This is a genomic window from Marinomonas sp. 63XJN7_9_ISO-PGPR-S23-217 (assembly GCF_056173515.1).
Window position 1 is genome coordinate 3,147,784 of sequence record NZ_CM149678.1, and the last position, 13,510, is coordinate 3,161,293.

Genomic DNA, 13,510 nt, shown 5'->3' on the forward strand with positions numbered 1-13,510 from the left:
CTTATCTTAGGACGACATCATACTGATCTTGTGTATACACAGGATCAACCTGAAAACGAATGGTTTTACCAATAAATGCCTCCAATTCCGCAACCCCTGCACTTTCTTCATCAAGAAAACGATCTACCACTGAACTGGCGGCTAACACAGTGTAAGTTTGGGAGTCATACGCCCTATCGGCTCTTAAAATCTCCCTAAATACTTCGTAGCACACAGTTTCAGGCGTTTTTACCAAGCCACTACCACGACAAGCCCGACATGGCTCACATAGCGTTTGCCCAAGGCTTTCACGCGTACGTTTGCGTGTCATTTCCACTAACCCTAAATCCGACACACCAGTAATTTTGGTCTTAGCATGATCAAGCTCTAGTGTTTTTTCAAGCATTCTTAATACTTGCCGCTTATGCTCCTCATCCTCCATATCAATAAAATCAATTATGATGATGCCACCCAGATTACGTAAACGTAATTGGCGTCCAATCGCTGTGGCAGCCTCAAGGTTGGTTTTATATATCGTCTCTTCTAAATTACGACTTCCAACAAATGCGCCCGTATTGACATCAATAGTCGTCATCGACTCAGTTTGCTCTACTAAAAGGTAACCACCAGACTTCAGTTGCACCTTGCGATCCAGCGCCTTTTGAATCTCATCTTCCACGCTGTACAGATCAAAAATAGGGCGCTCACCTGGGTAATACTCAATGCGATCTCTAAGCTCTGGAATAAAGTCTTCCGCGAAAGAACGCAATTTTGCATAATTCTCACGTGAGTCAATACGAATTTTTTCTGTCGTCAAGCTCACTAAATCTCTCATGGTACGCAAATGCAAAGGCAAATCTTCATAAATGACCGAAGGGGATTTAGCGCTTTTGATACGCTTTTTAACAGACTGCCATAAGCGTGTTAAAAATTTAATATCCGACAAAATTTCTTCTTCTCCAGCACGCTCTGCGGCGGTACGAAGAATATAGCCATTCGATTCATCCGCTTCGGTTAATGCTGTCGACACCAGAGATTTGAGACGCTCTCGCTCTGCTTCATCTTCAATGCGCTGACTGACACCAACATGGGACTGGTCCGGCATATAAACAAGATAACGAGACGGAATAGATAAATGTGTTGTTAAACGAGCACCTTTGGTACTAATCGGGTCTTTTGTTACTTGAACAACCAGAGATTGCCCTTCACGCAAATAATCACCAATTTGATCACTTGGGTTAACAGCATCTCGATCCACCACCTCGGAAACATGGATAAAAGCCGCGCGCTCTAAACCTATATCAACGAAGGCAGCTTGCATTCCTGGCAACACACGGACCACTTTACCTTGATAAATATTACCAACGATCCCCTTGCGGCTGGAACGCTCAATATAGACTTCTTGAAGGACGCCATTCTCTACTAAGGCGACTCGAACCTCCATCGGAGTGACGTTGATTAATACATCTTCACTCATGAGACATCTCCTCAAGGGAATGAATCCCATATAATGCTAGAAGCTGGGACGTTTCATACAAAGGCAAACCGACCACTGCAGAATAAGAACCAGAAAGATGAGAAACAAACACAGCACCTAACCCCTGAATAGCGTAGGCTCCCGCTTTATCTTGCGGCTCACCTGTGCGCCAATATTGGGCAATTTCAACATCCGATATCGATCTAAACGACACATCCGTCACAACGTTAGTTAACTGTACATGATCACCATCCACATCGCATAGACATAATGATGTCATCACCTGATGGGATCGGCCAGATAAGAGCCTTAACATACGCTTAGCATCATCAAAAGATGACGGTTTACCTAACACCACCCCATCAACAACCACGCTTGTATCAGACGCCAAAATAACACTACACTTAGCTTTTGATGTGGAGTCTTGATAAAGAAGATTATTATTCTGGCGATAGTACATAGCGACGGCTTGAGCTTTCTCTAGCGCCATTCGTGTCACGTAATCATGGGCGGCTTCCGCCTCATGAGGGGTTTCATCAATGTCTGCAGGACAAACAGCAAACTCCTTCACCAATGTCCCTAATAGTTCTTTCCTTCTTGGCGATGCAGAGGCCAAAACAAGCATAAACCTTTCCTAATCAAAAATAGCCCAACAAACACCCTACCCGATAAATCTAACGAATCGCATAAATTCGACGAATGCTGCGTAAAATAATAAACGACCAAGGCCATAGTAGCCCTGTCACAATGGCAGGCATAAAGATCATCAATGTCGGTTTAGCGTCACCAAAGTAATGATCAATCCAAAAATCCACCAGCTGATTGACACTCACCAACAAACATACGAACAACCCTTGCTGCCAACGGTGATACATCCGTAAACGTTTATAAAACACACCACAAGTATAGGCAATAATGACATAAGTTAACGAATGCTGACCAATAATACCGCCTTGAAGCAAATCGACTAATAACCCTAAAAACCAAGCCAACCCCACACCAACTCGAAATGGTAAGGCAATTACCCAATATAAGATCACCAGAAGAACCCATTCGGGTCGATACCAAATTAAGGATTCAGGAAGGGGCATAGCCTCCAACATTAATGCCGCGATCAAAGTCACTATGAAAACAAAGAAAGCTCTCATTTATCTCGCTCCGATTTGGGTCTATCAATTAACATGACATGACGACTACGCCCAAGCTGAGCCAAAGGCACCACATCCACATCGGCATAAGGCTGCCCTGGAATATGGTTGACCGCACGAACAACACCGACTGGATATCCCGCTGGAAAACGTTTGCCTAAACCCGATGTTGTCAGTATATCTCCCTTTCTAATATCAGCTGATTGAGGCACACTCATCAATTTCATATGTTTCAAATCCCCAATCCCTCGCAACACTCCTCTAAACCCAGTACGAGCAAGTTGTACAGGTAAGAAATGACTAGCATCAGCAATCAACAGAACTCGACTGGTATAAGCAGACGTTTCAACAATTTGACCGAAGACACCAGTAGCATCCAAGACCGGTTCACCGACATAAGCTCCAGATGAAAAACCCTTGTTAATCAGTACTTTTTGACTATACGGATTCTGGTCAAAGCCAATTACCTCAGCCAAGACAACTTTCTCATTTACCCTTTGGGAAGCATCAAGTAACTCGCGCAATCTAACATTTTCTGCCTGCAAGGAGGCAAACTGTTGTAAACGGCTACGCAACAACAACAATTCCTGATTAAGCTTTTGATTCTCTTTCACTAAATCTTCACGACTTTGCAAGTGATCATTAGCCCAAAAGAGTATTTGCTGGGGGGTATTTACGACAACTTGAATGGGAGCAACAAGCCAAGTAAGGTAGGGTCGAATAGGGGCAAAAATAGAATAGCGGACATCACCCACTATCATAGCAATCGATAAGATAACCAGCACAACAAAACGTGCACTGGATATCTTGCCATTAAAATAAATCGAATTATTAATGGTGAGCTCCTACCTTTTACTCGTTTTCAGCAGTAAAAAGCTCGGCAGCGTGCTTATCCATCATTTCTAGGGCCATACCACCGCCTCTGGCAACACAAGTTAGTGGATCGTCAGCGATAATAACTGGAAGGCCTGTTTCTTCACTGATTAATCGGTCAATTTCACGCAGCAATGCACCACCACCCGTTAGCACAAGCCCCGTTTCACCAATATCCGCCGCCAACTCTGGTGGAGATTGTTCAAGAACACCTTTGATCGCTTGGACAATTTGCGCAAGAGGTTCTTGAAGTGCTTCAAGAATCTCTGTACTACTCAATGTAAAGGAACGAGGAATACCTTCAGCTAAGTTACGACCACGCACATCAATCTGCAACTCTTCACCCGTATGGTAGGCCATACCGATTTCCGTTTTGATTCTCTCTGCGGTAGCGTCACCGATTAAACTACCATACTGGCGGCGCACGTAAGTGGTAATCGCCTCATCGAAACGGTCACCTCCCACACGGATGGATTCGGAGGTCACAATGCCATTCAAGGAAATAATGGCAATCTCAGTCGTACCACCACCGATATCAATCACCATAGAACCGGATGCTTCAGCAACAGGCAAACCGGCCCCAATTGCTGCCGCCATAGGCTCTTCAATAATATACACTTCTCTAGCCCCTGCCCCCAAGGCAGATTCTTTAATCGCTCGACGCTCAACTTGTGTGGATTTACACGGCACACAGACCAATACTCGCGGACTTGGTTTTAGGAAGCTATTTTCATGAACTTTGGAAATAAAGTATTGCAGCATTTTTTCGGTAACATGAAAGTCGGCAATCACACCATCTTTCATTGGTCGAATTGCCGTAATATTACCGGGCGTACGACCTAACATTCGCTTGGCATCAGTACCCACTGACGCCACTGTTTTTTGGTTTCCATTATGACGAATGGCAACAACAGATGGCTCATCAAGAACGATCCCCTGCTCGCGTACATAGATAAGGGTATTAGCTGTTCCTAAGTCAATTGACAAGTCGCTTGAGAACATTCCCCTAATTTTTTTAAACATGAATTTCCACACCCTGATGAATACGATACGAATAACGTCAAAATGTAACAATCGCTTGCAAATTGGGCAAGCCGATTCAACGCAAAATAGTAAAAAGTCTTTAGGTATTTCATTGTTTGTACAAAAAATTTTGATTTCGACGAAAAGAATACGCTTTTTCACTCCAGTTACTTTCTAGCATAAGCCCGAAGCGATACAATGGTAACTATTTTCGACAATTAAATATCAGGTGGAACATGTCCATAGACAAACAAGACGTGCAAAAAATTGCGCACTTGGCTCGCCTCGCCCTCACTGAGGAAGATGCCGTTCAGTACCAACATTCGCTGTCCAGCGTTTTATCACTTGTAGAACAAATGCAATCAGTTAATACCGATGGCGTAGAACCACTTTCCAATCCGCTTGAAATGACACAACGCTTAAGAGAAGACGTGGTAACAGAAGGCAACCATAGAGAGGAGTTTCTTGCTAACGCACCGCAAACCGAAGCGGGTCTTTTCCTTGTACCGAAAGTGATCGACTAATACGAGAGCAAACCATGTTCGAACAAAGCATTTCCGTTTTAGCGCAGAAACTGCGCAACAAAGACATTTCCAGTGTTGAGCTAACACGCACTTTTTTAGACCGTATTGCAAAGCTTAACCCACTACTCAACAGCTACATCACCATCAGTGAAGAGCTCGCCTTACAACAAGCACAGGCCGCCGATGAACGACTTGCGAACGGTCAAGGCTCTAGTCTCACCGGCATCCCAGTGGCTCACAAAGACTTGTTTTGCACCCAAGGCACTCTAACGACTTGCGGCTCAAAAATGCTGCATAACTTCATTCCGCCTTACGAGTCCACCGTTACACAACGCATAAAAGACGCTGGTGCCGTAATGTTAGGCAAAACCAACATGGACGAATTCGCCATGGGCTCTTCTAACGAAAACAGCTTTTACGGTGCGGTCAAAAACCCTTGGAATCTAGACACCGTACCAGGCGGCTCATCTGGTGGCTCTGCTGCGGCCGTTGCGGCGGGTCTGACAGTGGCTGCAACAGGTACAGACACCGGCGGCTCGATTCGCCAGCCTGCTTCTTTTTGCGGCATCACAGGCCTAAAACCTACCTATGGTCGCGTTTCGCGCTTTGGCATGATCGCCTACGCATCTAGCCTTGACCAAGGCGGCCCAATGGCAAAAAGCGCCGAAGATTGCGCGCACCTCATGCAAACCATCGCAGGCTTTGACGACAAAGACTCTACCTGCTCAGAAACACCAAAAGACGACTACCTAGCCAACCTCAACACCCCTCTGACAGGCTTGAAAATTGGCCTACCAAAGGAGTACTTCGGCGACGGTTTGGACCCGAAAGTGGCCGACGTTATCATGACTGCCGTAAAAGAGTTTGAGAAATTAGGTGCAACAGTGAAAGAGATTTCACTTCCTAACCTGCAACTAAGCATTCCATCTTATTACGTCATTGCACCATCCGAGGCCTCTTCTAACTTGTCTCGTTTTGACGGTGTGCGCTTTGGTCACCGCTGCGAAGATCCAAAAGACCTACTTGATATGTACATGAGAACACGTGCAGAAGGGTTTGGCCGTGAAGTTCAAAAGCGAATTATGGTGGGCACTTATGCCCTATCTGAAGGCTATTATGACGCCTACTATTTGAAAGCACAAAAAATTCGCCGCTTGATCAAAAACGACTTTGTTGCGGCTCTGTCTGAAGTCGATGTTATTATGGGGCCAGTTGCACCAACCACCGCTTTTGGCATTGGCAGTAAAGCAGACGACCCTGTAGCCATGTATCTAGAAGACATTTACACTTTATCCGTGAATCTTGCTGGCATTCCCGCCATGTCTGTTCCTGCAGGCTTTGCAGATGGCATGCCTGTTGGTTTACAAATCATGGGCAACTATTTTGCCGAAGCCAAACTATTAAATGTCGCTCATCAATTCCAGCAACACACAGATTGGCACCTACAAACGCCAACGATGGCAAAAGGAGCATAAAGATGAATTGGGAAGTTGTTATCGGCCTAGAGATTCATACCCAGCTCTCTACCAAATCAAAATTATTTTCTGGCGCCGCCGTTGGTTTTGGCGCAGAGCCAAACACACAAACCACGTTAGTGGATTTAGGCATGCCCGGTGCACTACCAGTACTAAACAAAGAAGCGCTCCGCATGGCGGTTATGTTTGGTCATGCCATTAATGCAGAAATTGGCATGCACTCAGTTTTTGCCCGCAAAAACTATTTCTATCCTGACCTACCAAAAGGCTACCAAACCAGCCAGATGGATCACCCTATCGTAGGCAAAGGCTATCTTGATGTGATGCTTGATGATGGCTCAACATCACGTATTGGCATCACCCGAGCGCACCTTGAAGAAGATGCGGGTAAATCTTTGCACGAAGACTTCCAAGGCATGACTGGCATCGATCTAAACCGTTCCAGCACCCCTTTACTGGAAATTGTCTCGGAGCCCGACATTCGCTCCGCCAAAGAAGCCGTTGCCTACGTCAAAATGATCCACTCTATCGTAACTTACTTGGGCATTTGCGACGGCAACATGGCCGAAGGCTCCATGCGTTGCGATATCAACTTGTCATTACGACCAAAAGGCCAGAAAGAGTATGGCACGCGAACTGAAATCAAAAACGTCAACTCGTTCCGCTTTATCGAAAAAGCCATCTATACAGAGATTGAACGCCAAGCCGACATTCTTGAAGATGGCGGCCGAATCGTTCAAGAAACGCGCCTTTATGACCCAGATAAAAACGAAACTCGCAGCATGCGCTCCAAAGAAGACGCGAACGATTACCGCTATTTCCCCTGCCCAGACCTGCTACCAATTGAGCTGACACAGGAATACGTAGATCAAATCAAAGCCAACCTTCCTGAATTGCCAAACCAAAAAGCAGCACGTTTCCAGGAGGAATACAAACTGAGCGAATACGATGCTGGCGTACTATCGGCTTCGCGAGCAATGGCGGACTACTTTGAGCAGGCAAATAGCCTTGTCAAAGATGCCAAATTAACCGCCAACTGGGTAATGGGCGAACTAAGCAAGCTACTCAACCAAGAGCAACTTGAAATCACACAATCTCCAGTAAGCGCCAAGGCACTGGGCGAGCTTCTTAGCCGCGTACTGGATAACACCATTAATGGCAAAACCGCCAAAGACGTATTGCAAGCCATGTGGAATGGCGAAGGCTCTGCGGATGAGATCATTGAAGCCAAAGGCCTAAAACAAGTCACCGACACAGGCGCCATTGAGATCATGATTCAGGAAATTCTGGATGCTAACGCTGCTCAAGTTGAGCAATATCGCGCCGCCGATCCAGACAAACAGAAAAAAATGATTGGCTTCTTTGTTGGACAAGTCATGAAAGCATCTCAAGGTAAGGCCAACCCAGGGATTGTTAATCCAATTCTCGCCAAGATGCTAAAAGGCTAAAACAGACCTATCCATAATTAAGTGACCTTTAAAACGAAATTAAAAAGGTCGCTTTTTTGCCACATCAATCCAGACAAACCATTCATTAGGCCAATAAAAAGGCACCATAAAATTTATGATGCCTTTTTTAAACAATTAATGCGTCTCTTTATTTAAGTAAGCGATCGACGATAACTTGATTGGCTTCAGGAAAGGCATAATTCGCCAAGTCCGCTAATGGAACCCAACGCACTTCTTGCCCTTCTCGTCCATGTGGTTCACCATTAAATTTCTTCACGACAAAAAACACCAACTCAACTTGTTTATCGCCATAATCGTGCGCAACAGTCTGAAAATGTGAGGCATCAAGCGTTTCAATACCACACTCTTCATTTAACTCTCTTGCCAGTGCAGAAAGGGAAACTTCACCTTCTTCGCATTTACCACCCGGGAACTCCCATAAACCACCTTGATGTTTATCAGAAGAGCGCAGAGCAATAAATACCCGACCTTCACGCAGAATAATCCCTGCCGCAACCCGAACCAACATTAGGTACGGTACTCCGCATTAATAGTCACGTATTCATGGGAGAAATCCGTTGTCCACACTGTATCAGAAGCATCGCCAGCCCCAAGGTCAATTACAATATGAATCTCCTCTGGAGCCATGGCCTCCTGACCATGCTCTTCCAAATAACCGGGTGACCGACCACCATCACGAACAATTTCGAAGCCGTTGATGTGCAGTTGGACTTTATCAACATCCAATCCCTCAACTCCCGCACGACCTACAACCGCCAAAATACGCCCCCAATTAGGGTCAGACGCAAAGAGAGCTGTTTTTACCAGCGGGGAATGCGCTACTTCAAATGCTGTTTTCGTCGCATCAGATACCTTATCAGCACCAACCACCTCAACCGTCACAAACTTCGTTGCGCCCTCGCCATCACGCACAATAGCATGAGCCAACTCCTGCATTACGGCAGTAAAGGCCGACACAAAAGCCTGAGCAAGAGGAGAATCAAGAGAAGTGATTGCTTCGTTACCTGCCTTACCTGTTGCCACAGCAATACAAGAGTCATTAGTAGACGTATCACCATCAATAGTAATTCGGTTAAAGCTTTTGTTAACCGCCTCTTTTAAAACAGCGTGAAGAACAGACTTTTCAATGGCAATATCACTAAAAACATAACCTAACATGGTCGCCATATTGGGGCGAATCATCCCTGCCCCTTTGGAAATACCACCAATCGTGAAAGTCTGACCTTCAAATTCAAAAGTACGAAAAGCACCTTTTGGCAAGGTATCTGTCGTCATAATACCAACACCAGCAGATTGCCAGTTGTCAGCCGAAAGATTACCCAATGCCGATGGAATTGCTGCAACAATTTTATCAACCGGCAAAGGCTCCCCAATCACTCCCGTAGAAAAAGGCAGGATAGCCTCAACAGGAACACCTACCTGCTCAGCCAACACTCGGCAAGTTTCTAAAGAATTCTCCACACCAAGCTTACCAGTTCCCGCGTTAGCATTACCTGTATTGATTAACAAATAACGCGCATCCGCTAGCGCCAAATGTTTCTGACACAAACGAACTGGCGCAGCGCAAAAAACGTTTTGCGTGAAAACGCCCGCAACAGACGCCCCCTCACAGAGTTCAAAAACCACAACGTCTTTTTTGTTTGGTCTTTTTATACCCGCTTCAGCAACACCTATTTTTACCCCATCAATTTCAGGGATATTCGGGAAACCTTTCAACCCAACTGCCATTTAGCTTTTCCTTATTTAAACCAGACGACCGTGACACTGTTTGTATTTTTTACCAGAACCGCATGGACAAGGCTCATTGCGACCCACTTTAGGATAATTTTGAGCCGTAGAGCGACCATCATCAAGAGACGACATCTCTTCATGGTTCATACTTAAATGCGTTTTTGCCTCTAAGGCGCGACGCTCTTCTTCTATTTTTTCTACTTCTTCAGGGGTTTGAACCTGAACACGAGAAACAATCTGAATCACTTCATACTTAATCTGCTCCATCAACCCTTGGAACAATTCAAATGCCTCACGTTTATATTCTTGCTTAGGATTTTTTTGAGCATAACCTCGCAAATGAATCCCTTGACGTAACATATCCATTGTCTGCAAATGTTCTTTCCACAAGGTATCCAGTACTTGCAATAACACTTGTTTTTCAAAGGATCTTAGTGGCTCACCACCAACAATGTTTTCTTTATTCACATAATCAGCAACAAACGCATCCAAAATCTTCTGACGCAATGGTTCTTCGAAAAGCTTACTATCCTCTTCCACCCATTTAACAACAGGGATTTCCAAACCAAACTCATTGCGTATCTTCTCTTCAAGCCCCGTCAGATCCCATTGATCATAGATACTCTGCGGTGGAATAAACTCATCAATCAGACTAGTAACAACATCTTCACGCATCGCAATAATCGCTTCGGAAAGATCTTCAGACACCATCATATCAAAGCGCTGACGATAAATAACCTGACGCTGATCGTTGGCCACATCATCATATTCTAACAATTGCTTGCGAATATCGAAGTTACGACCTTCTACCTTGCGCTGTGCTTTTTCAATAGCATTGGATACCATCTTATGCTCAATCGCTTCACCTTTTTCCATCCCTAATGCCACCATCATTTTCTTGATGCGATCAGACATGAAAATACGCATTAGACTGTCTTCAAGCGACAAATAGAAGCGCGACGACCCTACATCCCCTTGACGACCCGCACGACCACGCAACTGGTTATCAATACGGCGCGACTCATGTCGCTCTGTACCGATAATATGCAAGCCACCAGCGGCTAATACAGCTTCGTGACGCTCTTTCCACTCAGCCTTGAGAGCATCGATTTCTTCTTGAGACGCATTTTCTCCAAGTTGATCAATCTCAACCTGAACATTCCCCCCCAGAACAATATCCGTACCACGACCGGCCATATTCGTGGCAATGGTCACAGCACCTGGACGACCTGCTTCAGCAATAATTTGGGCCTCACGCTCATGCTGCTTGGCGTTCAATACATTATGAGGAATGTTTTGCTTGTTTAGGTAATCAGATAAAAGCTCAGAATATTCGATAGAAGCCGTACCAACCAAAACAGGTCTTCCACGCTCTACATTATCAACAATATCAGTCACGATGGCTTCAAACTTGTCCTGAGTTGACATATAGATCAAATCATTAAAGTCTTTACGCTGCACTGGACGGTTAGTTGGAATAACCACAACGGGCAAGTCATAAATCTGTTGAAACTCAAAAGCTTCTGTATCCGCCGTCCCCGTCATACCAGACAGCTTTTCATACAAGCGGAAATAGTTCTGGAAAGTAGTCGATGCCAAGGTTTGACTTTCTGCTTGAATAGTCACCCCTTCTTTTGCCTCAACAGCCTGATGGATACCTTCTGACCAGCGTCGTCCCTGCATAGTACGACCAGTATGTTCATCAACGATAACCACTTCATCGCCTTGAACAACGTAGTCGATATTCTTATGGAAAATAACATGCGCCTTCAAACAGGCATGAACATGATGCAATAATGAAAGATTACTAGCGGAATACAGACTTTCCCCTTCATTCAGCATCCCCTGCTCTACCAACCATGTCTCAACAAAATGGTGACCTTCTTCTGTCAACTCAATGCTTTTTTGAGATTCGTCAAAAATATAATGACCAACGATATCCTCAGGCGACTCACCTTCTTTCACTTCATGACGGGACAGTAGAGGGGGTAAGTAATTAATTTTACGATACTGCTCTGAGCTGTCTTCTACTGAACCAGAAATGATCAATGGCGTACGCGCCTCATCGATCAAGATGGAGTCAACTTCATCCACCACGGCAAAATTTAAATCTCTCTGTACTCGGTCCTCAAAACGAAACACCATATTGTCACGAAGATAATCAAAACCAAATTCGTTATTCGTACCGTAGGTGATATCACATAAATAAGCGGAGCGTTTTTCTTCTTTATCTTGCCCTGAGAAAACCACCCCCACACTCATATCTAAATATTCATAAAGAGGGCGCATCCAGTTCGCATCACGCTTAGCCAAGTAATCGTTGACCGTGACAACATGAACACCCTTAGAGGAAATCGCATTCAAATAGACAGCTAAGGTCGCAACAAGGGTTTTACCTTCCCCTGTACGCATCTCCGCGATTTTCCCTTCGTGTATCACCATACCGCCAATAAGCTGCACATCAAAGTGCCTCATTCCCATAATTCGCTTACTAGCTTCCCTAACTACCGCAAATGCCTCGGGCAGGATAGAGTCTAAAGATTCACCCTTGCTAACTCGCTCTCTAAATTCATTCGTTTTACTTGATAAATCACTGTCTGACAGGTTAGTAAAAGATTCTTCAAGTCTATTAATTTGTATGACTATTTTTTTAAATCGCTTAACTTCTCGGTCATTCTTTGTACCGATGACTTTCTTAATTACGCTTCCTAACATCTTGAATACATCGCAGCCAATTAGTAATGAAAAGATTCTATCACTTTAATGTGGGACAAAACATGAATTATCAATGACCTAAACACAAAAAAGCCAGACAAAGTGTCTGGCTTTTTTGTGTAGGAGGAAAATTCGCTTAAATTTTAAGCACCCACTAGAGCGGGATCAACGAAAGAGATAGGATTTTCTTGCGCCTCATTTTCGAAGACAACGTATTCCCACGCCTCTTGATGCTCAAGAAGAGCAAGCAATAATTTATTATTAAGCGCATGACCAGATTTAAAGGCTTTATATTCACCGATCAGGCTGTGACCCAACAAATACAAGTCACCAATCGCATCCAGCACCTTATGACGAACTAGCTCATCTCGATACCGCAGACCTTCATCGTTCAATACACGGTAATCATCTAATACGATGGCATTTTCCATGTTGGCACCACGTGCAAGATTGTTGTTTTTGAAGTATTCAAGATCCTTCATAAAACCAAACGTACGGGCACGGCTGATTTCCTTAACAAACGTCGTTGCAGAGAAATCAAAAGATGTATGTTGAACATCCTCACCAATTGCTGGATGTTGAAAATCAATAGTAAATGACAAACGAAAACCTGAATACGGCTCAAGAGTGGCGTATTTATCACCATCCTCAACACGAATAGGCTTTTTAATGCGAATAAATTTCTTAGGAGCATTTTGTGCTTCCAAGCCCGCAGATTGCAGCAAAAACACAAAAGGGCTCGCACTACCATCCATCAGTGGAATTTCACTCGCACTGACTTCAACATAGGCATTATCCACTCCCAACCCTGCCATTGCAGAAAGTAGATGCTCTACGGTACTAATCGTCACATCACCCTTACATAAAGCCGTAGCAAAGTTTGTTGAACCGACCGCTCGCGCATCGCCATGTATTTCGACCGCAGGCTCTAAGTCTGTGCGAACAAAAACGATGCCTGTATTGACAGGAGCAGGTTTTAATGTCAAATACACTTTCTCACCAGAGTGAAGCCCCACCCCTGTAGCTCGAATAATGTTTTTTAATGTGTGTTGACGTACCATTAGATTCCTACACTTTAATGACAAGATATATTTCA

Annotated in this window: 12 protein-coding genes; 3 read left to right on the forward strand and 9 right to left on the reverse strand. The window is 44.5% G+C overall.

The window, feature by feature from the left end:
- Position 1: 1 nt before the first annotated feature.
- From rng to AC0VYI_RS14750, 5 genes are all read right to left on the reverse strand, one after another.
- Positions 2–1,456, reverse strand: coding sequence for a ribonuclease G (gene rng / locus AC0VYI_RS14730; RefSeq protein WP_199474715.1), 1,455 nt, complete (start codon positions 1,454–1,456; stop codon positions 2–4).
- Positions 1,449–2,081, reverse strand: coding sequence for a Maf family protein (locus tag AC0VYI_RS14735; RefSeq protein ID WP_199474714.1), 633 nt, complete (start codon positions 2,079–2,081; stop codon positions 1,449–1,451). Before AC0VYI_RS14735 ends, rng begins: the two co-directional genes overlap by 8 nt.
- A 49-nt stretch (positions 2,082–2,130) precedes the next feature.
- Positions 2,131–2,604 (reverse strand): rod shape-determining protein MreD, encoded by a 474-nt coding sequence (gene mreD, locus AC0VYI_RS14740; protein ID WP_199474713.1) that lies wholly within the window; start codon positions 2,602–2,604, stop codon positions 2,131–2,133.
- Entirely contained in the window at positions 2,601–3,389 is a 789-nt protein-coding gene (gene mreC / locus AC0VYI_RS14745) for a rod shape-determining protein MreC (RefSeq protein ID WP_325097257.1), read from the reverse strand. Before mreC ends, mreD begins: the two co-directional genes overlap by 4 nt.
- A gap of 67 nt (positions 3,390–3,456) precedes the next feature.
- Positions 3,457–4,500 carry a rod shape-determining protein gene (locus AC0VYI_RS14750; protein ID WP_199474712.1) on the reverse strand — a complete coding sequence of 348 codons (1,044 nt, stop codon included), beginning with the start codon at positions 4,498–4,500 and terminating at the stop codon, positions 3,457–3,459.
- Positions 4,501–4,736: 236 nt separating this feature from the next.
- Between AC0VYI_RS14750 and gatC the strand changes: the two genes are divergently transcribed.
- Genes gatC through gatB form a run of 3 tightly spaced genes read left to right on the forward strand, consistent with a single transcriptional unit; the run spans position 4,737 to position 7,947 of the window.
- A complete protein-coding gene (gene gatC, locus AC0VYI_RS14755; RefSeq protein WP_199474711.1) occupies positions 4,737–5,024 on the forward strand; it encodes an Asp-tRNA(Asn)/Glu-tRNA(Gln) amidotransferase subunit GatC in 288 nt (95 codons plus the stop codon).
- 14 nt (positions 5,025–5,038) lie between these two features.
- Positions 5,039–6,499: an Asp-tRNA(Asn)/Glu-tRNA(Gln) amidotransferase subunit GatA gene (gene gatA, locus AC0VYI_RS14760; protein ID WP_475443795.1), complete on the forward strand. Its 1,461-nt coding sequence runs from the start codon at positions 5,039–5,041 to the stop codon at positions 6,497–6,499.
- A 2-nt stretch (positions 6,500–6,501) separates the two neighbouring features.
- The gene (gene gatB, locus AC0VYI_RS14765; RefSeq protein ID WP_475443797.1) at positions 6,502–7,947 is read left to right on the forward strand and encodes an Asp-tRNA(Asn)/Glu-tRNA(Gln) amidotransferase subunit GatB; all 1,446 of its coding nucleotides are present in this window, start codon (positions 6,502–6,504) and stop codon (positions 7,945–7,947) included.
- Positions 7,948–8,095: 148 nt separating this feature from the next.
- Here the strand turns inward: gatB and mutT are convergent, their stop codons facing one another.
- The 4 genes from mutT to lpxC form a co-directional block, all read right to left on the reverse strand.
- The gene (mutT, locus tag AC0VYI_RS14770) at positions 8,096–8,476 is read right to left on the reverse strand and encodes an 8-oxo-dGTP diphosphatase MutT (RefSeq protein ID WP_475443799.1); all 381 of its coding nucleotides are present in this window, start codon (positions 8,474–8,476) and stop codon (positions 8,096–8,098) included.
- Positions 8,476–9,696, reverse strand: coding sequence for a bifunctional glutamate N-acetyltransferase/amino-acid acetyltransferase ArgJ (argJ, locus tag AC0VYI_RS14775; protein WP_475443801.1), 1,221 nt, complete (start codon positions 9,694–9,696; stop codon positions 8,476–8,478). Before argJ ends, mutT begins: the two co-directional genes overlap by 1 nt.
- Positions 9,697–9,711: 15 nt before the next feature.
- Positions 9,712–12,414: a preprotein translocase subunit SecA gene (gene secA / locus AC0VYI_RS14780; RefSeq protein ID WP_475443803.1), complete on the reverse strand. Its 2,703-nt coding sequence runs from the start codon at positions 12,412–12,414 to the stop codon at positions 9,712–9,714.
- 143 nt (positions 12,415–12,557) lie between these two features.
- The gene (gene lpxC, locus AC0VYI_RS14785; RefSeq protein WP_199474705.1) at positions 12,558–13,475 is read right to left on the reverse strand and encodes a UDP-3-O-acyl-N-acetylglucosamine deacetylase; all 918 of its coding nucleotides are present in this window, start codon (positions 13,473–13,475) and stop codon (positions 12,558–12,560) included.
- Positions 13,476–13,510 lie beyond the last annotated feature (35 nt).